The organism is Halorutilus salinus, from assembly GCF_026242195.1.
GTDB lineage: Archaea > Halobacteriota > Halobacteria > Halobacteriales > Halorutilaceae > Halorutilus > Halorutilus salinus.
The window spans coordinates 202,934-224,815 of sequence record NZ_RKLV01000002.1 but is presented as its reverse complement, the minus strand read 5'-3'; the positions used below and the strand labels follow the sequence as shown (position 1 = coordinate 224,815).

General features: G+C 62.2%; 21 protein-coding genes and 1 tRNA gene. 12 read left to right on the top strand and 10 right to left on the bottom strand.

The features are described 5' to 3' along the window. Nucleotides 1-36: 36 nt before the first annotated feature. The 5 genes from rnz to thiD are packed head-to-tail and all read right to left on the bottom strand — an operon-like array spanning nt 37 to nt 3,933. Nucleotides 37-981 (bottom strand): ribonuclease Z, encoded by a 945-nt coding sequence (rnz, locus tag EGH25_RS02955; RefSeq protein ID WP_266086196.1) that lies wholly within the window; start codon nt 979-981, stop codon nt 37-39. Beyond that, nucleotides 978-1,190, bottom strand: coding sequence for a DUF5800 family protein (locus EGH25_RS02950; protein ID WP_266086074.1), 213 nt, complete (start codon nt 1,188-1,190; stop codon nt 978-980). Before EGH25_RS02950 ends, rnz begins: the two co-directional genes overlap by 4 nt. Nucleotides 1,191-1,240: 50 nt before the next feature. Continuing rightward, nucleotides 1,241-1,654, bottom strand: coding sequence for a cell division protein CdpA domain-containing protein (locus EGH25_RS02945; protein WP_266086072.1), 414 nt, complete (start codon nt 1,652-1,654; stop codon nt 1,241-1,243). Next, nucleotides 1,647-2,537, bottom strand: a complete 891-nt coding sequence (locus tag EGH25_RS02940) for a ParA family protein (RefSeq protein ID WP_266086070.1) — start codon at nt 2,535-2,537, stop codon at nt 1,647-1,649. Before EGH25_RS02940 ends, EGH25_RS02945 begins: the two co-directional genes overlap by 8 nt. Before the next feature lie 46 nt (nt 2,538-2,583). Beyond that, complete coding sequence (gene thiD / locus EGH25_RS02935; protein ID WP_266086069.1) at nt 2,584-3,933, bottom strand: bifunctional hydroxymethylpyrimidine kinase/phosphomethylpyrimidine kinase; 1,350 nt, start codon at nt 3,931-3,933, stop codon at nt 2,584-2,586. A gap of 89 nt (nt 3,934-4,022) precedes the next feature. Here thiD and EGH25_RS02930 point away from each other — a divergent pair, with 89 nt between their 5' ends. After that, entirely contained in the window at nt 4,023-5,294 is a 1,272-nt protein-coding gene (locus EGH25_RS02930) for a prephenate dehydrogenase/arogenate dehydrogenase family protein (RefSeq protein WP_266086068.1), read from the top strand. Here EGH25_RS02930 and EGH25_RS02925 read toward each other — a convergent pair. Then, nucleotides 5,291-6,091: an RIO1 family regulatory kinase/ATPase domain-containing protein gene (locus tag EGH25_RS02925; RefSeq protein WP_266086066.1), complete on the bottom strand. Its 801-nt coding sequence runs from the start codon at nt 6,089-6,091 to the stop codon at nt 5,291-5,293. The two genes, EGH25_RS02930 and EGH25_RS02925, sit on opposite strands and share 4 nt — an antisense overlap. A 41-nt stretch (nt 6,092-6,132) precedes the next feature. Further along, on the bottom strand, nt 6,133-7,377 hold the full coding sequence (locus EGH25_RS02920) for a serine hydroxymethyltransferase (protein ID WP_266086065.1): 1,245 nt from the start codon (nt 7,375-7,377) through the stop codon (nt 6,133-6,135). A gap of 77 nt (nt 7,378-7,454) precedes the next feature. Between EGH25_RS02920 and EGH25_RS02915 the strand changes: the two genes are divergently transcribed. The 6 genes from EGH25_RS02915 (at nt 7,455) to EGH25_RS02890 (ending at nt 14,432) form a co-directional block, all read left to right on the top strand. Then, nucleotides 7,455-7,799, top strand: a complete 345-nt coding sequence (locus EGH25_RS02915) for a VanZ family protein (protein ID WP_266086064.1) — start codon at nt 7,455-7,457, stop codon at nt 7,797-7,799. Nucleotides 7,800-7,876: 77 nt separating this feature from the next. Continuing rightward, on the top strand, nt 7,877-10,474 hold the full coding sequence (mutS, locus tag EGH25_RS02910; protein ID WP_266086195.1) for a DNA mismatch repair protein MutS: 2,598 nt from the start codon (nt 7,877-7,879) through the stop codon (nt 10,472-10,474). Further along, nucleotides 10,464-12,089: a DNA mismatch repair endonuclease MutL gene (mutL, locus tag EGH25_RS02905; protein ID WP_266086063.1), complete on the top strand. Its 1,626-nt coding sequence runs from the start codon at nt 10,464-10,466 to the stop codon at nt 12,087-12,089. Before mutS ends, mutL begins: the two co-directional genes overlap by 11 nt. Further along, nucleotides 12,086-12,730, top strand: a complete 645-nt coding sequence (locus EGH25_RS02900; RefSeq protein WP_266086062.1) for a class I SAM-dependent methyltransferase — start codon at nt 12,086-12,088, stop codon at nt 12,728-12,730. Before mutL ends, EGH25_RS02900 begins: the two co-directional genes overlap by 4 nt. Before the next feature lie 31 nt (nt 12,731-12,761). Beyond that, nucleotides 12,762-14,177 (top strand): carotenoid oxygenase family protein, encoded by a 1,416-nt coding sequence (locus EGH25_RS02895; protein WP_266086061.1) that lies wholly within the window; start codon nt 12,762-12,764, stop codon nt 14,175-14,177. A 24-nt stretch (nt 14,178-14,201) separates the two neighbouring features. Beyond that, a complete protein-coding gene (locus tag EGH25_RS02890) occupies nt 14,202-14,432 on the top strand; it encodes a MarR family transcriptional regulator (protein ID WP_266086060.1) in 231 nt (76 codons plus the stop codon). On the opposite strand, the gene EGH25_RS02885 is transcribed toward EGH25_RS02890, so the two are convergent. Continuing rightward, nucleotides 14,416-15,057, bottom strand: a complete 642-nt coding sequence (locus EGH25_RS02885) for a hypothetical protein (protein WP_266086058.1) — start codon at nt 15,055-15,057, stop codon at nt 14,416-14,418. The genes EGH25_RS02890 and EGH25_RS02885 overlap by 17 nt on opposite strands. Nucleotides 15,058-15,107: 50 nt before the next feature. Here EGH25_RS02885 and EGH25_RS02880 point away from each other — a divergent pair. Continuing rightward, a tRNA-OTHER gene (locus tag EGH25_RS02880) sits at nt 15,108-15,224 on the top strand. Nucleotides 15,225-15,314: 90 nt separating this feature from the next. Here EGH25_RS02880 and EGH25_RS02875 read toward each other — a convergent pair. Then, nucleotides 15,315-16,169 carry an alpha/beta fold hydrolase gene (locus tag EGH25_RS02875; RefSeq protein ID WP_266086057.1) on the bottom strand — a complete coding sequence of 285 codons (855 nt, stop codon included), beginning with the start codon at nt 16,167-16,169 and terminating at the stop codon, nt 15,315-15,317. Between the two features lie 70 nt (nt 16,170-16,239). Here EGH25_RS02875 and EGH25_RS02870 point away from each other — a divergent pair, with 70 nt between their 5' ends. The 4 genes from EGH25_RS02870 to EGH25_RS02855 are packed head-to-tail and all read left to right on the top strand — an operon-like array spanning nt 16,240 to nt 21,697. Continuing rightward, the gene (locus EGH25_RS02870) at nt 16,240-18,033 is read left to right on the top strand and encodes an outer membrane protein assembly factor BamB family protein (protein ID WP_266086055.1); all 1,794 of its coding nucleotides are present in this window, start codon (nt 16,240-16,242) and stop codon (nt 18,031-18,033) included. 26 nt (nt 18,034-18,059) lie between these two features. Further along, nucleotides 18,060-19,328: a type III ribulose-bisphosphate carboxylase gene (rbcL, locus tag EGH25_RS02865; RefSeq protein ID WP_266086053.1), complete on the top strand. Its 1,269-nt coding sequence runs from the start codon at nt 18,060-18,062 to the stop codon at nt 19,326-19,328. Beyond that, nucleotides 19,325-20,803, top strand: a complete 1,479-nt coding sequence (locus EGH25_RS02860) for an AMP phosphorylase (RefSeq protein ID WP_266086051.1) — start codon at nt 19,325-19,327, stop codon at nt 20,801-20,803. The genes rbcL and EGH25_RS02860 overlap by 4 nt, the downstream gene beginning before the upstream one ends. Nucleotides 20,804-20,842: 39 nt before the next feature. Further along, a complete protein-coding gene (locus EGH25_RS02855; RefSeq protein ID WP_266086049.1) occupies nt 20,843-21,697 on the top strand; it encodes an eIF2B alpha/beta/delta subunit family protein in 855 nt (284 codons plus the stop codon). 1 nt (nt 21,698) lies between these two features. Here the strand turns inward: EGH25_RS02855 and EGH25_RS02850 are convergent, their stop codons facing one another. Then, nucleotides 21,699-21,860: a hypothetical protein gene (locus EGH25_RS02850; RefSeq protein ID WP_266086048.1), complete on the bottom strand. Its 162-nt coding sequence runs from the start codon at nt 21,858-21,860 to the stop codon at nt 21,699-21,701. Nucleotides 21,861-21,882 lie beyond the last annotated feature (22 nt).

Sequence of the window (21,882 nt, the reverse complement as noted above, 5' to 3'; positions counted from 1 at the left end):
ATACGCGTCGGCGTTCGCTCCCGGAGACGCAACAGCTTAGACGCGCCGCGTCCCCCTCTCCTTCTCCGGGTACTCGACAACGACCTCGTCGCCGTCGGAGGCGACGAAAGAGTCCGCGAACTCGTCAAGCGACGCCGCCTTGAGGGGCGAAACGTCGTCGGAGTAACGTGAACTCACGTGGGTCAGTGCGAGGAGTTCGGCGTCCGCCTCGCGCGCCACCCCCGCCGCCTCGCGTGCGGTCGAATGTCCCGTCTCGACGGCGCGATCCTTCTTGTCGTCACCGAACATACCGTCGTGGACGAGCAACGATGCGTCGCGTGCCATCTCGACGGTGCGGTCGGTCGGACGTGTGTCGCCCGTGTAGACGAACTTCCTGCCGGGGCGTGGTTCGCCGACGACCTGTTCGGGTTCGACGACCGTCCCGTCTTCGAGTTCAACCGCCTCGCCGTTGTGTAGTGTCGAGAACATGGGTCCCGGAGGGACGCCGAGTTCCTCTGCGCGTTCGCGGTCGAAACGTCCCTTGCGTTCGTCCTCGACGACGGCGTATCCGACCGAGTCGACGCGTCCGTGGTCGGTTTCGAAAGCGACGACATCGTAGCCGTCCCTGCGGACGACAGTGCCGTCACCGACGGGCTTGACATCGACGTCGTACGCCGGACGGTGCCCTGCGAGAGCGACACAGCCGCGGACATGATCGGCGACGGATTCGGGGCAGTAGATACGTACGGGTTCGTCACGCCCTTGGAACGTCCATGTCTGTGTCAGACCCGGTAGACCGAGGAGATGGTCGCCGTGTTTGTGGGTTATGAAGATATCGTCGACTGTGAAACCCGTGCCGCACCTCATCATCTGGCGCTGTGTTCCCTCGCCGCAGTCGAAAAGCATCAGATCGCCCTCGCGCTCAACCGCGACGGCGCTGGGCGCACGGTTCGTCTGGGGTATCGAACCGCCGGTTCCGAGGAACGTGACGCGGAACATCAGAGACAGTCGCCTATACGTTTGGACGGCGAGTCGAGTTCGATATCCTTCTTCACCATACGCGCCACCTCGTGGTCGGTAACGTCGAGGTACTCCTTGTCGGCGGCGCGTGCTATAACCTCGGCGCGCATTCTGAACTCACGCCCCTCGTGTACTATGTCGACGCCCTCGGAGTCGAAGGAGAAGACGGTTCCCGAGTGCTCTACCTGCATGAGAGCGGGTACGCGGGAGGGACGAATAAGAATGACGGAACAGCGATGAGTTACCCGCCGCCGCCCGTCTGTGGCTCGTACTCCTCACATACCATGCTCGACTCTAAACGCGTCTTGAGGTCGTGAAGCGAGCAGTGTGGACCCGGTTCGCCGTTGTGCTTCCTGAACGTGACGTGGTCGCAGTTTCCGCAGTAAGGGTCGTCGACCGTCTCGGCGTCCTCGTCGAAAAGCTCGTCGTAAGGCGAAAGAACGACCTCACCGGGTTCGTCGTCGCCTTCGACGCGCTCACCCCGCTCCGTCTGTTCGCGGAGTGTCTTGACGCCTTGGTCGGCGTTTTCGCGCAGGACGACGTCCTCTACGGGGGTGTACGCGACGGGTTCCTCGTCCTCGTCTTCTTCTTCGGTTTCGCTCAGCCTGTCGTCGCGGGATGTCTTCTCCCTGAGTTCCTCAAGCTCGTCAGTCATCCGATACCGCCTCCGTACGTCGCACCGGTTCGTCGTCGGAGATACGTACGCGTAACTCCTCGGCGTTCTCGGCGAAACGACGGCAGGCGCGTTCGCCGGTCTTCGAAGGCTCGTCTACATCGAAGACGGTATGTCCGTCGTTCGCGGCGTTACGTATCTCCTGTGAAACGGGTATAGGGCGTCCGAGAACGTCGGGGTAGGCGTCGCGGAACTCCTTCAGATACTCCTTCGAGAGCTTCGTACGTCGGTCTATCTTGTTGGGGACGACCATCGATAGGTCGACGGTTACGCCGAAGCTGTCGTCCATCTTCTCCAGATCCTGTTCGAGCGCCTCAAGCTGACTCGCCTCGAAGACGCCCGCCTCAACGGGGACGACGGCGTTACGCGCCGCCCAGAGACCGTTGTAGGTGACGTTGTTTGTAATCCCGGGTAGGTCGACGAGGACAACATCGTAGCCGAGAGGGTCGACGTACTCGGTCAGGAAGTCGTCGAGACGCGAATAACGATCCGACGGCGAGTCGATGTTGCCGAGTTCGGCGTCGAGCGAGTCAAGACCCGGATGCGCGGGTATGACGTCGATATCCTCGTCGGTTCCATGTATCAGGTCGTCGACGGCATCCTCGCCCAACTTCTCGACGATTATGTCCCATTCGTCCTGAAATACGGTCGATATGTTGGGCCAGTCGTCGTCGGACTCTATGCTCTCCTCCACATCGTCCCAGAGACCGAAATGCTTGCTCAGGTCGCCCTGCTTCCCCGCAAGGTCGACGAGTAGGACATCCTCGCCCGCCTCCGCGAGCGCGACACCGAGATGTGCGGCGACCGTCGTCTTCCCCGTCCCTCCTTTGTCTATAAAGGTCGCTACTCTCGAAGGTCTGCGCATAACGGCACTGTCTTCTACAGTTTCATAAGCCTACGTCAGACATCTGTCATCCGTCGAGGGCTTCGGCGATAGACTCGACGCGTTCTACGAGTTCGTCGGCGTCGCGTGCGGCGATACGTACCATAGGCTCCTTTCCGACGGCACCCGCGTCGACGACGGCATCCGGGAAGCCGTCGCGCGAAGCCACGGTTCTGGCTGACCAGCCCATGGTTCCGCCTTCGCCCTCACGCGTCTCGTCGGGCTGATCGGCGCGGTCTATACGTAAGACGTTCATACCCGTCGTTCCGAGCGCCTCGCGCACCTCGGCGTTGTTACGCAGGTTGCACACGGCACCGGGTTCGTCGTCGAGATGGTCGCGCAGACCGAGGAGGTAACGCGCGACGTGTCCCGACGCACCGAGACGGACGCACGACGCTACGAAGCCGACGTCGGTACGTCGGAGGCGTCCCTCGACCGCGGCGATCTCGTCGTGTTCGACGGCGTACGGCGTGGCGACGCCGACGTTGGTTCCGACCTCAGGAAGAAGTGCGGGGAAGCCCTCGATCTCACCGAAACGCTCCACCGTCACACGGACGGCTTCTACGGCTTCGAGGCGCGCCGCGTCGTTACGTGTCCCGACGAGATGGTGGACTGTGTCGGCACCCTCGCCGACCTCCAGACCGTAACGGACGGCACGGTAGAGGAATCCCTCGGCGCGCGCGACGGATTCGCGCAGTGACGCCCCGTTTGCGAGTTCCGCGGCAACGGCGGACGAGAAAGCGCATCCGGTTCCGTGTGTTGCACCGCCCTCGACACGCGGCTTCGTGTACCGTTCCGTCGTTTCGGCGTCGGCGAGTACGTCGACGACCTCGTCGCCCTCTATATGTCCTCCCGTTACGACGGCGGCTTCCGCGCCCGCGTCGACGAGTTCGCGCGCCGCCTCGCGCATACCTTCGGACGAGTCGATTCCTACACCGGTCAGAGTCTCCGCCTCAGGCGCGTTGGGCGTGACGAGGCTTGCGCGGGGTAGGAGTTCATCGCGCACCACCTCCTCGGCTTCCTCCGACAGGAGACGGTCGCCGCTCTGAGCGATCATAACAGGGTCGACGACGGTGGTTAGGTCGTGTTCGTCTATCTTCTCTGCGACGACACGCGCCGTCTCCGCGTTGCTCAGCATACCCGTCTTTGCGGCGGTAACGTTGAAGTCCTCGACGACGGCGTCTATCTGCTCCGCGACGAACTCAGACGGTGTGTCGTGTACGCCACGGACGCCCGTCGAGTTCTGCGCCGTGAGGCTCGTGACGGCGGAGGTTCCGAAGACGCCGAAAGCCTCCATCGTCTTGAGATCCGCCTGTATCCCCGCTCCGCCGCCGGAGTCGGAGCCTGCGACGGTGAGGGCGACGTTCGTATCAGTCATGGACGGAGAAACGTCTCATAACCGCATATTACTACCGGATCGTTAACGCACGACGGTAAGGTTTTATCGGACGACACGTAACGACGGGTATGGATATACTCGTCGTCGGGGGCGCGGGCGCTATGGGGGACTGGTTCGTGGGCTTCTTCCGCGAACGCGGATGGTCGGTGGACGTCTCCGACCCCGACGCCGACGAAAGCGTGCCTGTGGAACGTGCGGGCGAGTACGACGTCGTCGTGGTCGCCGTACCGATCGAAGCGACAGCGGATGTCATAGAGGACGTGGTGACGTACATGGACGACGGCTTGCTTATGGACGTTACGAGCGTCAAACGTGAACCCGTCGAGGCGATGCGCCAAGCGCCCGACGGGGTCGAGATACTCGGCACGCATCCGATGTTCGGACCTTCGGTGCGTTCGATGCGCGGGCAGACGGTCATACTCGTACGTGAGAGGAACGGCTCTGTCTCCGAACGTGTGGTTGAGACGTTCCGCGACGCGGGCGCGAACGTTCAGGAGGCGACGGCGCGCGAACACGACGAGATGATGAGCGTCGTTCAGGGGCTTACGCATTTCTCGCTCATCTCGATAGGCGGCGCTCTCGAACGTCTTGATTTCGAAGTCGAAGAGTCACGTCGTTTCATGTCGCCCGTGTACGAGATCGTGCTCGACTTCGTCGGGCGCGTGCTCGACCAGAACCCCGAACTGTACGCCGAGATACAGAGCAACCAGCCCGTCGGCGAGGTTCACGACGCGCTGATACGGTCGGCGGAAGAGTTACGCGCATCCGTCGAGGAGGACGACATAGACGGCTTCGTGGATCGGATGCTCGACGCGGCGCGCGGTTACGGCGATACGAAGAGCGCGTTAAGACGTTCGGACAAGCTCATAGAGGCGAACGTCCGTGGGTACGAGGAGCTACACGCGAGCGTCGGCGAGGAACGCGTCCTGCGCCACGTCTACTCGGGAAACGTCCACGTCGGCGTGGTGCGCGACGTACGCGGACGGAAGGTCTCCCTCGACGAAGACGGAGAGACGGTGGAGCTAAAGACCGAAAACGTCGAGCTTCTGAGCCGTGACGAGGCGCGCGAGTGGAAGGAGGAAAGCCTCTCGCGGCAGGAACGCGACGTTAGCGCCGCGTTTCCCGCGACCCTCGACGAGGATGTTCTCGAAGACGTAACGGCATCGTCGCACGACGACGTGCTCGGCTCAGAAGTTATCGATGTCTACGACGGGAAAGCGGTTCCGGACGGCTGGACGAGCTATACCGTACGTCTTGAACTGCTCGAAGACGGCGAGGTTGACGGAGCGGTAGAGGCTGTCGCGGAGACGCTCGAAGGGATGGGGGGCGAGGTACGTTAGCCCTCGGAGGTCGCTTGGGCAACGGCGCGGCGTAGTTCGAGAAGGCTGAAAGACTCCTCGATACCGGGGCGTAAACGGACGACGGCGACGAAGTCGAGTGCGTGCCTCAGGTCGTCGGCGTCGAAGAACTCCGACGCAACCGAGACGACCTCCGACGGCGGTATACGTGACGATAGAGCGCCGAGGGCGCACGCGAGGTCGTAAGCCACCGCGTCGTCGTGTCCGTTGTCGACGACGCTTGTCGAGTCTATGAAGTATATATCCCCGTCGACAACGAGGACGTTTTCGAGTGAGAGGTCACCGTGCGCGAGACGGTTTCTATGGAGGAGACGGAGCATACGGAAGACCTCGCGCACGGTCGTTTCGTCGAGGCTGACCTCCGAAAGCGTCTCAAAGCCGTCGAGGTACTCGAACAGTAGGAGCGCCTCACCGTCGCCTTCGATAACGTCGACGGGTTCAGGAGCGCGCACGCCGACTTCGCGCATACGGCGCGTCGATTCGAACTCGTGGCGCGCCATCTCAGCCGGGGAGTCGAACGACTCGAAGAAAGGTCCGTTTCCGGAGACACGGACGCCTAGGTTACGGACGGTGGTGAACAGCGAGTGCGTCCACGTGTTCTGCGGTGTGAGAACCTTGACGAAGAACTCGTCGTTAACGACGAGTGGGACAGAGAGCCAGTTCTCGCCGTCAACGGGCGTTAGATCGACCTCGTCGAAGCCGCGTTCGTCGCGTAGGATACGCGCGATGTCGTCGAGGTCTACCGAAGAGTCACCGCGGAGTATGCTCCTGAACGACATCCCGGTGAGAATGCGGGACGAACCGTATTAAGTTCAAGGGGCTAAGGAAGGTCAGGGTAGAGAGGGAACTCGTCGCAGAGAGTCCTAACCTCGTCCGCGACACCGCTCTTGAGTTCCTCGTCGTCGGTGTTCGACAGGACGCGCGAGATAAGACGCGCGACGCGTTCTATCTCCTCCGTACCCATGCCACGCGTCGTTAGCGCCGGGGTGCCTATACGGACGCCCGAGGTCACCGTCGGCGACTCCTCCTCGCCCGGAACCGTGTTCTTGTTGACGGTTATACCGACATCTTCGAGCGCCTCCTCGGCTTCCTTACCCGTTATAGATTCGTCACGGAGATCGACGAGAACGAGATGGTTGTCCGTACCGTCTCCCACGAGCGTCCAGCCCTCGTCCTCGAGCGTCCGTGCGAGTGCGCGCGAGTTCTCGACGATACTCGACTGGTACTCGTCGAACTCGTCGGTCTGCGCCTCGGCGAAGCATACAGCCTTTGCGGCGACGACATGCATAAGAGGTCCGCCCTGCGTACCGGGGAAGACGGCGGAGTCGACATCGCTCGCGTGTTCGTCGTCGCACAGTATCATACCGCCGCGTGGTCCGCGTAACGTCTTATGCGTCGTGGTGGTCACGAAGTCGGCGTGGGGAACAGGAGAGACGTGTTCGCCCGCGGCGACCAGACCAGCGATATGTGCGATGTCTGCGAGATGGTACGCATCGACCTCGTCAGCGATCTCTCCGAGACGGTCGAACTCTATCTCGCGCGGGTACGCGCTCGCCCCCGTGACTATGATATCGGGGTCGAACCTGTGCGCCTGTTCGGCGAGTCCGTCGTAGTCGATACGCCCCGTCTCTTCGTCGACGAGGTAGTGTTCGACGTCGTACAGCTTTCCTGAGAAGTTCGCGGGATGTCCGTGGGAAAGATGACCGCCGTGAGTGAGATCCATACCGAGTATACGGTCACCGGGGTCGAGAACCGACAGGTAGACCGCCATGTTCGCCTGTGTCCCCGAATGTGGCTGTACGTTTACGTGTTCCGCGCCGAATATGTCGAGGGCGCGTTCATGGGCGAGTTCCTCAACCTCATCCATGAACTTGCAACCGCCGTAGTAACGTTCGCCGGGGTAGCCCTCGGCGTACTTGTTGGTCATGACGCTCCCCTGCGCCTCCATGACGGCACGCGAGGCGAAGTTCTCCGAGGCTATCATCTCCAGACCGTTCTCCTCGCGGTGGGTTTCGCCGCGTATAGCGTCCGCAACCTGAGGTGCTGTTTCCTCGACGTGTTTCATACTCTGATTTGGTCTACGCGGCGCATAAAGCCGTCGGAAGACGTGGGAAATACGTGCGTGCGTCACCGAGAGAGGACATGGACAGAGGGGTGTACGTCTTCGTCGGGTGTGCCGTCGCGGTAGCCGTGGCTTCATTCGTACCGACGGGGACGGCACCGGGGAGCCTTCAAAAGACGCACGCCGTATACAACGGCGTATGGCACGCGGGTACGTACGCCGCCCTCGCAGTCGTCGGCTTCTACGCATTCGATCGTGACCGTTGGCTCGTCGTCGCCGTCGGTGTCGTGGTTCTCGGCGCTGTGGTCGAAGCAGGACAGGCGTTCATCACGTACAGGACGGCAACCGTAGCGGACGTCTTGGCGAACACAGCGGGCGTCGTGGTAGCCTTCGCGGTCGCCGAAGCGCGACGTCTCACGGTGTAAGCCATCTGAAAGCTTTTTACCACGGAAACCGACGCACGGTTGTGAGCAATATATCCGCGACGGGCGCACCCGCGAAGATGGAGGAAAGGCGGGACGAACTCACGCCGATGATGGAGCAGTACTTCGAGCTATGCGACGAGTACGACGACTGCGTCGTACTTTTTCAGGTCGGTGACTTCTACGAAACCTTCTGCGAGGCGGCGCGCGACGTATCACGCAGGCTCGATATAACCCTGACACAGCGCGAGGACTCGTCGGGCGAGTACCCGATGGCTGGTATACCCGTCGACTCCGCGGAGTCGTACGTCGAGACGCTTTTGGACGAAGGCTACAGGGTCGCTGTCGCGGATCAGGTACAGGATCCCGACGAGACGACGGGCGTGGTTCGGCGCGCCGTGACACGTGTCGTCACCCCCGGTACGGTGGTAGAGGACGAACTCCTCGACGACGACAACAACTACGTCGCCTGCGTCGTGGAGGGCGACAGCGGTTACGGCGTCGCTTTCATGGATGTCTCGACGGGCGAACTCGTCGCAACTACGTGTGGCGACGAAGGGGTTCAGGACGAGATAGACCGTTTCGCGCCGTCGGAGGCTGTCGCCGTGGACAGCGGTGTTTTCGACGACGACTGTATGGTGACGCCTTACGACGCGTTCGCGCCCGACGAACCGAGCGAAGTCGTTGAGGCGTACTTCCGTAACCCCGACGCTCTGCTCGAAAACGACGCCGAGGTACGCGCGTGCGGTACACTTCTCGCATACGCCGAGTACACGCGCGGCGAGGAAGGCGAGGACGAGAACCGCGACGACGACCGTCTTGACTACGTCAACCGTCTGAGACGGTACGATCCGCGCGAACATATGCTTCTGGACACCGTGGCGCTCGAAAGCCTCGAACTGTTCGAGGGGAGACGTGACGGGGATACCGTCTTCGACGTACTCGATGAGACATCGTGCGCGCTCGGAAGCCGTAAGTTACGCTCGTGGCTACGTCATCCGCTTCTGGAGGTGGACGGTATAGAGGAGCGTCTCGACGCCGTCGAGGAGCTAAACCGTCGGACACTCGTCCGCGAAGAGGTGCGCGAACTCCTGCGCGATGTCTACGATATAGAGCGTCTCGTGACGCGCGTATCGCGGGGACGTGCCAACGCACGCGACCTTCTCGCGCTCAAGAACACGCTCGACGTCGTGCCACGTGTAAAGGAGGCGCTGGACGATGTCGACTCCGAGCTACTCGGTTCCTTGCACGGGGATCTCGACACGATGGAGGAGGTACGCGGTCTCATAGGGCGCGCGGTACGTGACGATCCGCCTATCGAGATCACCGAGGGCGGCGTGGTACGCGAGGGTTTCGACGACGAACTCGACGAACTGCGTCGTGTCGAAAACGAGGGGCGCGAATGGGTGGCGTCGCTCGAAAAACGCGAACGCGAACGGACGGGGATCGAATCGCTCAAGGTCGGATTCAACAAGGTACACGGCTACTACATCGAGGTCACCAACCCGAACCTCGACGACGTGCCCGACGACTACACACGGCGGCAGACGCTCAAGAACTCCGAACGTTTCTACACGCCCGAACTCAAGGAGCGCGAGGACGAGATACTGGGTGCGGAGGAGCGCGCCGACAAGCTCGAATACAGCCTTTTCAAGAACGTCCGTGACGATGTCGCCGAGGATGCGGAACGTATGCAGAAGGTTGCGGAGACGGTGGCGGCGCTCGACGCCCTTGGGTCGCTCGCGGGTGTCGCCGCCGAAAACGGGTACACGCGTCCCGAGTTCGGTGACGGACACGTCGTCGAGGGTGCGCGCCATCCCGTCGTAGAACGGTCGGTCGACGAGTACGTACCTAACGACGCCTCGTTCGAGGAAGCCGGGTTCGCGGTCGTGACGGGACCCAACATGTCGGGCAAGTCGACGTACATGCGTTCGGTTGCGCTCGTCAGCGTCCTCGCGCAGGTGGGTAGCTTCGTCCCCGCCGACGACGCTCATCTCGAACCCGTCGACCGTGTCTTTACACGTGTCGGTGCGAGCGACGACATCGCAGGCGGGCGTTCGACGTTCATGGTAGAGATGGTCGAACTCGCCGAGATTCTGCACAATGCGACACGGCGGTCGCTCGTACTCCTCGACGAGGTGGGACGCGGAACGAGCACCGCCGACGGTCTGTCCATCGCACGCGCGGTGACGGAGTTCATACACGACGAGGTAGGCGCTAAGACGATGTTCGCCACGCACTACCACGAACTTACAGAGACCGCCGACGAACTCGACGGCGTACGTAACCTGCATTTCGCCGCCGACCGCCGTGACGGCGACATGGTCTTTCTACACGAGGTTGTCGAAGGGGCGGCTACGGCTTCGTACGGTATCGAGGTTGCGCGTATGGCGGGCGTACCCGACGAGGTGGTCGACCGAGCGGATGCGGTCGTCGACGAAGGTCACGCGGACGGTAAAGAGACGGAAGACGGTCTACAACAGACGCGTCTCGACACCGCCGTAGACGTAAACGGGGCGATGAACGGCGAACGCAAGGACGGAGGGGGCGGGACGTGTAACGAGGACGGAACGGAGCGTGTCGTCGACGAAATCGCGCGTATCGATACCGCAAACACGACACCGATGGAGGCGTTAAACATACTCAACAGGCTTAGCAAGAGTGTCGATGATACGTAAACTCGACGACGAAACGGTCGAGCTAATCGCGGCGGGCGAGGTCGTCGAGAACCCCGCGAGCGTCGTCAAGGAGCTCGTCGAGAACTCGCTTGACGCGGGTGCGGGTTCGGTGGATGTCGAGGTTGAGAACGGCGGTATCGATCTCGTCCGCGTCGCCGACGACGGGCGCGGAATGAACGCCGACGACGCCGTATGCGCGTTCGAAAGGCACGCTACGAGCAAGATTTCGGACGCCGACGACGTTTCGAAGGTCGACAGTCTCGGCTTCCGTGGCGAGGCGCTACCGAGCATAGGGCGTGTCGCGCGCGTCGAGATGGTTACGAAGGACGACGGCGTCGGTGCAACGCGCGTCGTGACGGGCGCGGGTATCGACGGCGAGCGCGTCGAGGAGACGGGACGCGGGCGCGGCACGACCGTTGAGGTAACACGGCTTTTCGAGTCTACACCCGCGAGACGTGAGACTCTTTCGTCGCCCGGACGCGAGTTCCGGCGTGTCTCACGTCTCATGACGCGTTACGGTCTGGCGCGTCCTGATGTTGCGTTCACGGTCGAACACGGCGACACCGAGGTTCTGTCAACGCCGGGTTCGGGCGACCCCGTCGATGCGCTGTACGCCGTCTACGGGCGCGACGTGGCGAGTCGCGCGACGCGTTTCTCTCACGAAGATGGACGTATCTCGGTCGAGGGTGCTCTCGTACAGCCTTCTGTGACGCGGTCGGCGACGCACCACGTCTACACGGCGGTGAACGGACGCGCCGTCGACGACGAGACGGTGCGGGGTGCGACCGTCGACGGCTACGGAACCCTTCTTCCGGAGGATCGTTACCCCGTCGCCGTCGTCTCCGTAGACGTACCACCCGAACGCGTCGATGTCAACGTACATCCCGCGAAGAAGAAGGTACGTTTCGTGGACGAGGACGCGGTGCGCCGTGTCGTCTTATCCGGTGTCCGCGACGCGGTTACGAACGAGGATCTGACGCGCAGGGGTGAGATGGAGTTGGACGCCCCCGTCGATGTCGACACGTCCGAGGACTCCGCCTTCGCCGACGCCGAGGTCATAGGTCAGTTCCGTGACCTGTACCTCCTCTGCGAGTCGGACGACGATCTTCTCGTCGTTGACCAGCATGCGGCGCACGAACGCGTCAACTACGAGGAGCTACGCGACGAGTTTAACGGAAGCGTGCCGTCCGCCGAACTCGACGAGGCGGTCACCGTCGATCTTTCGCCCGACGAGGTGGCTGTTGTCGAGGAGCGCCGCGACGCTCTGAGCGCAAACGGCTTCCGTATCGAGGGATTCGGCGGCGGTCTGTACCGCGTCCGTGGCGTTCCCGCACCGATGGGACGCGTCGGCGACACCCAACTCGTACACGACGTACTCGACCGTTTCGTAGCGGGCGAGGAGGTGGATCTGCGTGACGAGGTTCTGAAGGACGTTGCGTGCCATCCTTCGCTAAAGGCTGGCGACGAACTCGGACGCGACGAGGCGACGGATCTCGTACGTGCGCTCGGTGAGTGTGAACAGCCGTTTTCGTGTCCGCACGGTCGTCCTACGGTTCTCTCCGTAAACGAACGGCGTATCGCAGAGGGATTCGAACGCGGCGGGGTGCGGCTTTGACCGGCGACGAGGACGGCGGGAGCGACGAGAAGGCACGTCTACGTGAGACGTTCGACGCGATCGCGTCTTCTTTCGACGAGACACGTAACCAACCTTGGGACGACGTCGCCGAGTTCGTTGATGGACGCGAGGGCGGGGTCGCTCTCGACCTCGGATGCGGTAACGGACGACACCTTCCACTCCTACGCGAACGTTTCGACACGGCGGTCGGCATCGACTTCTCGCGCTCGATGGTCGCGCTCGCCGAACCGCCCGTCGTACGCGGCGACCTCTCGGCTCTTCCTTTCCGTTCCTCTTGCGCCGACCTCGCCCTCTGCGTCGCCGTCCTACACCACCTGCCGACGCGAGCCGGACGTCTGTCGGCGCTCGACGAGGTGGCGCGCGTCCTCGGCGACGACGGCGATGCGCTCGTCTCCGTCTGGGCTATCGAACATCCCAAGTTCGACGGCGTGCGTGACGAGATACGCGCCGCGGGGGGCGATCACCACGTCCCATGGAAACGCGGCGAGGAGGAACGCGACAGGTACTACCATATACACGATCGGGCGTCGTTCGAGGCGCTCGTCGACGACTCGTCGCTCGACGGAACCGTCTGGGATTCCGACGGAAACTACTACGCGCGTCTACGTCCGACCGGCTAAGGCTTTTGCGGCGCGGGAGCGTAACCGTCGCATGGACTACCGTCTCGGCTTCGAGTCGCTCGACGAGTCCGACGAGGTCAAGGAGGAGTCGGTCGATCTACACGGTACGCTCCCCGACTGGCTGACCGGGGTGCTACTACGTAACGGTCCAGGGATGTACGAGAACGACGGCGCGAGCGTCAACCACTGGTTCGACGGTATGGCGATGCTCCACAGGTTCGGCTTCGACGGCGCGGAGGATGAGGTGCGGTACACATCGCGTTTCCTACGTACCGACGCGTACGAGGGGATGCGCGAGGGCGAACTACGACGCAACGAGTTCGCCACGGATCCCTGCGCAGGCGTCTTCGGGCGTTTCTTCTCGTACTTCGCCGCGCCCGAACCGACGGACAACGCGGGCGTGAACGTCGTAAAGGACGACGAAACCTTCCGTGCGGTAACCGAGACGACGATGCCCGTGGAGTTCGACCCCGAGACGCTCGAAACGCTCGACGTTCCGGACGAACTCGACGACCTCGGACAGATAACGACACCGCACCCGCACACCGACCCCGAAACGGGTGAGCGCGTGAGCTACGTCACGCGTTTCGGACGCAGAACCGGGTACCGGGTCTACGTCAAGAACGGCGACGGACGCGAGGTTATCGCCGAGATAGGGCGCGATGAACCCGCGTACATGCACAGCTTCGCGCTCACACGGCTGTACGTCGTACTCGTTGAGTTCCCGTTCGTCGTCAGCCCGCTGAAGATACGTTTCGGGAACGACACGGTTGCGGAGTCGTACGACTGGAAGCCCGACCGTGGCACGCGGTTCACGTTCGTCGACCGATCGACGGGTGAGGTCGTCGCCTCCCCTGAGACGTCACCGTTCTTCGCCTTCCACCATGTCAACGCCTACGACGACGGCGACGATGTTGTCCTCGATCTCGCGGCTTACGACGACGCGTCGGTCGTAAACGACCTCTACCTCGGCTCCGTACGTGACGACCCGCCTTTGCGTATGCCTACCGCCGAACTACGCCGGTACCGCGTCAACGTCGACACCGGAACGGTGGAGGACGGGACGGTCTACGGGGGTTCCTTCGAGCTTCCGCGCGTCCGCAACGACAGGGACGGACGCGAGTACAGGTACGCGTACGGCGTCGGGCACCGTAACGTCCCGACGCGTGGGTTCCCCAACCGGCTCGTAAAGGTAGACACGCGCGAACGCGAGGTGTCCGTCTGGGAGGAAGATTCGACCTATCCGAGCGAACCCGTCTTCGTCCCCGACCCGGACGGAACCGACGAGGACGACGGCGTCGTGGTTTCGGTCGTCCTCGACCCTAACGAGGAGACGTCCTTCCTTCTCGTCCTTGATGCGTCGACGTTTGAGGAAACCGCACGCGGACGCGTTGAGCGTCCCGTACCGCACGGCTTCCACGGAAACTTCTACCGACGACGCGTTTAATAGGCAGGGGTACGAAGCCGTACCATGGACTCGGCGGCTTTCGAGGAACAGGTGCGCGATCTCCCGTGTGACGCCAAGCTGGTCTTCGTCGTTCTCGAAAAACGCGGACCTTTCACGCAGGAGGAGATAACCGAGGAGACGTACCTGTCCGAGGAGGAGGCTGTGTACGCCCTCGCGGTTCTGGAGGAACGTGGTATGGTCGAGAAGCACCAACACGCGGGCGGGGGGATATACGAGGTTATCCGTCCTGCTTAGCGTCGTAGACTGCGTCAACGTCCTTTCTGACCTTTTCGCGTAGCCTTCCCTCCGAGACATCGAGCACACGGACGGCTTCGTCGGTGTAGTCGACCGTCGCGCCGAACGGTCCTATATCGAGCGTAATCGTTAGTTCGACATCGTCGGCGTAACGGTGCGCCGTCCGGGCGTAGTCGAAGCATCCGTCGAGAGCCGAGTGCGCGCCTTCGCGGTCGTAGACATCGACAACGGCGTCCCAGAACCTCTCCTCATCAGAGTCGACGATTGGCGCGACGGCTTCCGACATTTCACGGAGGCGGTCGACGAGTTCGTCCGACATACGTCCACGATCCTCCTCCGCTCCTTGGAAGTTTGCATAGAATACATCGGCTTCGAGGTAGTCGTCGGTACGTTCGGTCACATCGTCACCCGCGGCGCAGTCGACGACGATACCGAACTTGCGCTCGAACGAACGTCCGACGGCGTCGGTTTCGCGCCGTGCGACGGGCAGTGTCGCCTTTCTCGTGGGCTTGCTTATGAACGTCGGAAAGCCTACGGCGTTGAGAGGCTGTACCTCGTCGGTCACGTAGCCGTACATACTGTCGATATATCCGTCGAAACGCTCGCGCACCGCTTCCTCTGTCATGGCATAATTATTATGTTCGTGGGGGAAAGTGGTAGTACCGGAACGAAGACGGGTATGTAGTTCAGCCCGGCAGAACGACCGGACGGAGCCTCAAGGGGCGCGAGTCCGCGCGGCGCGCATCGGTACACCGTTCCGGAAGGACTGGGGTTCGAATCCCCACATACCCATGCCGAACTGGGACGGACAGTTATTAAATCCCTGTCAGACAAAGGTCACACGTCTTCCGACCACAGAGATAACCACGGGAGCGCCGGCATCTAACCGACGAACTCAAGCACACGATCGGCGAAAACATCGGGCTTCTCCGCATGCATGAAATGTCCCGCGCCCCCGACGGTTTCGAGTTCGGCGTGTGCGTCGTAGCACCGTGTCGAGTCCTCGAAAGCGGAGACGGTGACGCATCCGTCGTCACGTCCCGCTACGAGGAGCGTCGGTACGTCGATACCGCGTATACGCATCGAGCCGACGGGCTTCGGGAGTATCTCGTCGAAGAAGGAGCGGTAGTAGAGGAGCGAAGCCTCGACGGTTTCGCTCTCGCGGAACGTCTCCTTGACCTCCTCGACGCGTTCGGCGTAGTCCCAGTTGGGTGACCAAGTCGACCATAGGCGCTCGATTAGGGCGAAGTCGTTGGCGCGTAGTGACTCCTCGGCGAGACCCGGAACCTGAAAGAAGGTCATGTACCAGCTACGTAACGCCTGAGACGGATGGTCATCGAGAGCTTCGACAAAGTCGGGCGGGACTGCGGCGACGACGGCTTCGCCTACGAGCGACGGGTCGAGCCTACAGACAGCCGTGAGTGCGACAGCGCCCCAGTCGTGCCCGATGACGAGAGGGTCGTCGGCGTCAAGGGTGTTCAGTAGAGCGATTACGTCGCCGCCGAGCGCCGTGACGGAGTAGTTCGAGGGTTCAAGGGGCGGCGTGTCCGTCGCGCCGTATCCGCGTTCGTACGGTGCGACGGCGGTGTATCCTGCGTCTGCGAGCCTCTCCATCACGGGTTCGAAGCCACGCGGGTCGTCGGGGAACCCGTGGAGTAGTAGGGCGAGACGGTCGCCGTCGCCTGCGCGTAACGCCTCGAACTCCAACGTCTGTGTCTGTATACGTGTCTTCTCCATACCTGTGTTTCAGACGCCTACCTCTTATACCTGAGCACCGTCCGCGTCGTATTGACATAAGTTATATACGGTGAGGAAAGTAGATGGTACGAAGAAAGAGATGGAGAGACGTACCTTCCTCGGCTGGGTCGCCGTCGGATGCGGACTGTCGGCAGTGTCGGGACGCGTCCGGGGTCAGGTCGAAGAGGAGAACGACGCGCCGGGGGGCTGGACACTGCTACCGTACGACGCGGAACGGAGACGCGCAAACCCCGACGGCGCGGGTCTACCCGGCGGTCTCGCGGGGGTGCAGGAGGTATGGGGGTTCGACACCGAAGGGGCTACGGCGCCCGTCGTCTCAGGAGGTACGGCGTACCTCGGCACCTATGACGGCGTCAAGGCGGTCGATACGCTAACGGGCGAGGAGGTCTGGAGCTACGAGACACAGGGCGAGGTGCGCGAACCGCCCGCCTTCGCCGACGGTAGGGTGTACGCGGGAACGAGCGAAGGCAGGTTCTTCGCGGTCAACGCACGGACGGGCGAGGAGGACTGGTCGGTGGGTCTGGGTGGCGAGGTGACGACATCGCCCATGGTGGACGGCGTCGATGTCTTCGTAGGTACGACGAGGGAGAACGCCCTGTACTCGCTCGACATCGCCGACGGAGCCGAGAACTGGAGGAGGTCGGCGCGCGTCGGTGTCGAAGCCGCGCCCGCGGTGATGGAGGAGCGCGTTATCTACGTCGACGGCGCTCTCGTCTTCGCGCTCGATCGTTTTACGGGTGAGAGCGAATGGCGTAGCTACTCAGGCGGTAGGCTCTCCGAACTCGTTATCGGTGAGACACGTGTCTACACGGTCGGCGGCGAGACCGTCTACGCCCAACGTCTACGTAACGGTGTTGACAGATGGTCGAAGACCGTCCGCGGCGAGGTGGTCGGGGGACCCGTGTTACGAGGAGGTAGCATGTACGTCGCCACGAACTCCGGATTTATCTACTCACTCGATCTAAACAGCGGCGGCTGGACGAACTGGAACGAGGAGTTCACGGGTAGTTTCATCGGTAGCCCCGTTCTCGTGGACGGAAGCCTTTACGCCGTCACGCTCGACGGCGAGGAGGCGCGTCTTTACGCCGTCGACTCCTCGAACGGCGAGACTGTCGGCGAGTACCTCGTCGGTAAGGAGCAGGTCGAACAGGACGGTGACGACGAGATAGAGGGTATAGACGTCGAGCTTACCGACGGTCCCGTCGTCGCGGGCGCGAAAGCGTACGTCGCGGGCGAGGAAGGTCTGCGTGCGTTCGGTGACGAGGAGGAGATACCCCCGACGGCGTCTTTCGAGGTATCGCCGTCTTCGCCGTCGGTCGGCGATACAGTCAGCTTTGACGCGTCGTCGAGTTCGGCGGGTAGCGCACCTATAGAGACGTACGGATGGCGTTTTAGCTCCGAAGCCGAGACGTTTTCGGGTGCGGGTGAGACGTACGAGGAGCTTTTCGAGGAAAGCCGCGACTGGACGGTTTCTGTCACCGTGACGGACGACGAAGGTCTGTCGGACACGGCGACGCAGGAGATAACCGTAGGCGGTTCGGCTTCGGACGGCGATACGGAGACGAAGACCGTGGAGGGAGCCAACGAGACGGTTCCGACAGACGGTACGTCGACACCCGGCTTCCTCGACGGGATCGGAGACGGCGTGTTCCTCGCGCTCGGTGCCCTCGGTGCGATTCTGTCCGCACTCGGCTTCTCGGCTTACTGGCGTATGGAGCCTGAGCGCGAGAAGCTCCGTAAGCGGAACAAGAACGGCGGTCTGTGCCACGACTGCGGCGCTTCGGTCAACGAAGGGGATCAGGTCTGCGGCATCTGCGGTGCCGAGCTTGGTCATCAAGAGTAATGACGCGGGGGCGCGTACCGTCGTCCATGACAGAAGGTCTTGAGTACACGGGGTTCGTCGAGGACGGGGGCACGCCTGACGAGGACGAACTTGTCTGCGAGTTCTACCTGAAACACGTCGACAGCGTCGAGTTCGACTGGGCGTCGGGTGCGGTCGCCGCCGAGTCGTCGATAGGGACGTGGGATCCCAGCCTGACGACGATGCGCGACGGTATACGTGAGATGGGGGCGCGTGTGGTAGAGATGGATACCGACGCCGGCGACGGCAGAAACGACGGCGTGGCGCGTATCGCCTACCCGACGGAGCTTTTCGAGCCGGGGAGTATCCCACAGATACTTAGCTCGGTGGCGGGCAACATCTTCGGTCTGAGCGAGGTCGTCAACCTGCGTCTCAAAGACGTTGTCTTCCCGTCGGAACTCGTCGAGAGCTTCGCGGGTCCGGCGCTCGGTATCGGGACGATCAGGTCACGCGTAGATGCGGAAGATCGTCCGGTCGTGGGTACCATCGTCAAGCCCAAGCTCGGTCTACGCCCCGACGAACACGCCGAGGTGGCTTACGAGGGCTGGGTAGGTGGTCTGGACGTTGTCAAGGACGACGAAAACCTCGCTGATATGAGCTTCAACGGCTTCGACGACCGCGTGGAGGCGACGCTCGAAGCCAAACGCGAGGCTGAGGAAGAGACGGGCGAGCAAAAGCTGTACTTCCCCAACATCACGGCTTCCGGCGACGAGATGAAGAAACGCGCGGACGTTGTCCTCCAAAACGGAGGCGACTACGTTATGGTCGATATACTCACCGCGGGTTGGGGGGCGTTACACGAGATACGTGACTACGTCGGCGACGACGTGGGCATACACGGTCACCGCGCGGGGCACGCCGCGTTCACACGTCTACCATACCACGGCGTTTCGATGCTCGCCGTCGCAAAGTTCGCGCGTCTCTGCGGCGTCGACAACCTTCACGCGGGCGCTGTCGTCGGAAAGATGGAAGGCGGACGTGACGAGGTAGTCGAGATATACGACTTTCTGCGTTCGGATAGGGGTATCAAGACGACCATACCTGTCGCGTCGGGCGGTCTACATCCCGGTGTCGTCGGCGACGTCGTCGACATCCTCGGCTCCGAAACCGTCGTACAGGCGGGCGGCGGCGTCCACGGACATCCCGACGGAACGCGCGCAGGCGGACGTGCAATGCGTGAGGCGGCGGAATCAGCCGGCGAAGGCGTATCCGTCGAAGAACGCGCCGAGGAGAGCGAGGCGCTCGCAACGGCGCTCGAAAAATGGGGCACTGAATGAAGTTTGAGGTCAGACCCGTCGACATAGGTACAGAGACACCGACGGTTCTCCTCCACCGTGACGACGCCGACGAACTCGGCGCGAACCCGCTTGACAGGATAGTGATACGGTCGGACAAGAGGACGGAGACGGGTATCGTCGAGGTAACAGAAAAGCTCGTCGACAAGGGCGTTCTCGGCGCGACGGAACGTCTCCAGCATCTCACGGGCGACGTCGATGTCTCACTCGCGCCGCGTTCAGGCTCCGTGGGCTGTATACGGAACAAGCTTGAGGATAAGGAGCTCGAAGACGACGAGATACGTAGAATCGTCAGGGATATCGACAGAAACGCCCTCAACGATATCGAACTCGGCGCTTACGTATCGGCGATATACGCCAACGGTCTCTCTATGTCGGAGACGCTGTCGCTTACGGAGCATATGACGGAAGTTGGCGAGACGATGGAGTGGGGTGAGGGCGTGGTTGCGGACAAGCACTCGATAGGCGGTGTCGCAGGTAACCGCGTCACGCCCCTCGTCGTGCCTATCGTCGCCGCCGCGGGTGCTAAGATACCCAAGACATCGTCGCGGGCTATCACGTCGCCAGCGGGCACCGCCGACACCGTCGAGGTTTTCTGCGACGTTAAGTTCGAGAAGGAACGTATAACCGAGATAGTCGAGGAGACGAACGGCTGTATGATATGGGGCGGTTCGGTCGAACTCTCGCCCGTAGACGACCGCATCATACGCGCCGAAAACCCTCTTTCGCTCGACCCTGAGGGACAGGTTATCGCATCGGTGCTTTCGAAGAAGAAGAGCGTAGGCTCGACGCATCTCGTCCTCGACATACCGTACGGCGAGGGGGCTAAGGTACAGGATCTCTCGGACGCACGCGAACTCGCAGAGGACTTCAAACGCGTCTCCGACCATCTCGGCGTACGTACCGAATGTACGATTACGCGCGGAGGCGCGCCGGTAGGACGTGGTATAGGTCCCGTGCTTGAGGCGCGCGACGTTCTCGGCGTTCTGAACGGCGACGGACCCCAAGACCTACGCGTCAAGAGCGTCCGTCTCGCCGAGATACTTCTCGAAATCTGCGGCGTCGACGGTTCGCCGTCGCGTATACTCGAATCGGGCGAGGCGCTCGAAAAGTTCCGTGAGATAGTAGAGGCGCAGAACGGCGACCCGGACGTGACGCGCGACGACCTCGTTCCCGGAGGGAAGACACACGGCTTCGTGGCGGATCGTTCGGGGTACGTGACACATATCGACAACGAACTCATCAGCGGTGTGGCGCGCCGCGCGGGAGCACCGCACGACAAGAGCGCGGGTATCTACCTTGAAGCCGGCGTCGACGAGGAGGTATCGCGTGGCGACGTTCTCTTCACCATACACGCCGTCAAACGCGAGAAGCTTGAGGAGGCGCGCAAGTTTGCCGAGTCACAGCGTCCCGTACGTGTAGGCGACCGCGGTGAGTCGTTGGTAGAACGCGTGTAGCAGGGAAACGTTTCTTTGGTGCGCGTCCGTAACCGCGCCATGGAGGTCGACCAGACCGTACGTGATATAGAGAACGTCGAGATACAGGGCGCGACGAACGTCGCCGAGGCGGGCGTACGTCTTCTCAAGAGCCTCGTCGACGAAGGGGCGGACGAGGAACGCGTCGACGGTGTCGCCGAACGTCTCAAGGGCGCGCGCCCGACGGAGCCGTTCCTTTTCAACTGTATACGCGTCGCACGCTCAACAGGCGACTACGACCGTGTCTTGGAGCAGATAGAGGTGAGCGATAGGATAGACGCCAACGGTGCGCCGTTGGTCGACGAGGGCGACACCGTCTACACGCACTGCCATTCGTCGTCGGTAACCTCGGTTCTCGAAACCGTGGCATCGGAACGCGGCTTCCGCGCACGCGTGACGGAGACACGCCCGCTGTACCAAGGACGTGAGACGGCGCGCGAACTCGCACAAGCCGGGGTGCCGACGCGTTTCTACGTCGACTCTGGTGCACGTATAGCTCTGCGTGAGGCGGACATAATGCTCATCGGCGCGGACGCCGTACTCGAAAACGGCAAGGTCATAAACAAGATAGGTAGCGAGATGTTCGCCGAGGTTGCACAGGGATACGGCGTACCCGTCTACGTCGTCACCAACTCGTGGAAGTACGACCCTATGTCGAGCTTCGGCTACGAGACGGAGATAGAGGAACGCGCCTCAGAGGAGGTCTGGGAAGATCCGCCCGAAGAGGTCGATGTAGTCAACTACGCGTTCGAGCGTATAGCACCCGAAAAGGTCGACGGTATCGTCTCAGAACTCGGCGTGCACACCCCCGACGCGTTCGTTGACGCCGTAGGCGAAGCCTACCCGGAGCTTACTGAGACAGTGGACGGGGCGTGAGCTACGCTATACCGCTCTGTAGGTCGTCGTCGTCATCGCGCTCCGTCTCGCGCAGGGCGAACTCGACAAGTTCGGCGTAAGCCTCACCGACCGAGTATCCGCGGTTCTGCGCGTACTCCTCGACCTTCTCGTGTATCTCGGACGGTATATCAACCTGTGGCATACCGACAGTAAAGACCGCTGGC

Coding starts and splice junctions, on each gene's coding strand:
- EGH25_RS02895 (WP_266086061.1), top strand. CDS start 12,762: ATGGACTACCGTCTCGGCTTCGAGTCGCTCGACGAGTCCGACGAGGTC.
- EGH25_RS02950 (WP_266086074.1), bottom strand. CDS start 1,190: ATGCAGGTAGAGCACTCGGGAACCGTCTTCTCCTTCGACTCCGAGGGC.
- EGH25_RS02925 (WP_266086066.1), bottom strand. CDS start 6,091: ATGTCGTTCAGGAGCATACTCCGCGGTGACTCTTCGGTAGACCTCGAC.
- rbcL (WP_266086053.1), top strand. CDS start 18,060: ATGACAGAAGGTCTTGAGTACACGGGGTTCGTCGAGGACGGGGGCACG.
- EGH25_RS02930 (WP_266086068.1), top strand. CDS start 4,023: ATGGATATACTCGTCGTCGGGGGCGCGGGCGCTATGGGGGACTGGTTC.
- EGH25_RS02875 (WP_266086057.1), bottom strand. CDS start 16,169: ATGGAGAAGACACGTATACAGACACAGACGTTGGAGTTCGAGGCGTTA.
- EGH25_RS02915 (WP_266086064.1), top strand. CDS start 7,455: ATGGACAGAGGGGTGTACGTCTTCGTCGGGTGTGCCGTCGCGGTAGCC.
- EGH25_RS02885 (WP_266086058.1), bottom strand. CDS start 15,057: ATGACAGAGGAAGCGGTGCGCGAGCGTTTCGACGGATATATCGACAGT.
- EGH25_RS02855 (WP_266086049.1), top strand. CDS start 20,843: ATGGAGGTCGACCAGACCGTACGTGATATAGAGAACGTCGAGATACAG.
- EGH25_RS02860 (WP_266086051.1), top strand. CDS start 19,325: ATGAAGTTTGAGGTCAGACCCGTCGACATAGGTACAGAGACACCGACG.
- EGH25_RS02920 (WP_266086065.1), bottom strand. CDS start 7,377: ATGAAACACGTCGAGGAAACAGCACCTCAGGTTGCGGACGCTATACGC.
- thiD (WP_266086069.1), bottom strand. CDS start 3,933: ATGACTGATACGAACGTCGCCCTCACCGTCGCAGGCTCCGACTCCGGC.
- mutL (WP_266086063.1), top strand. CDS start 10,464: ATGATACGTAAACTCGACGACGAAACGGTCGAGCTAATCGCGGCGGGC.
- EGH25_RS02850 (WP_266086048.1), bottom strand. CDS start 21,860: ATGCCACAGGTTGATATACCGTCCGAGATACACGAGAAGGTCGAGGAG.
- EGH25_RS02940 (WP_266086070.1), bottom strand. CDS start 2,537: ATGCGCAGACCTTCGAGAGTAGCGACCTTTATAGACAAAGGAGGGACG.
- EGH25_RS02945 (WP_266086072.1), bottom strand. CDS start 1,654: ATGACTGACGAGCTTGAGGAACTCAGGGAGAAGACATCCCGCGACGAC.
- EGH25_RS02890 (WP_266086060.1), top strand. CDS start 14,202: ATGGACTCGGCGGCTTTCGAGGAACAGGTGCGCGATCTCCCGTGTGAC.
- mutS (WP_266086195.1), top strand. CDS start 7,877: ATGGAGGAAAGGCGGGACGAACTCACGCCGATGATGGAGCAGTACTTC.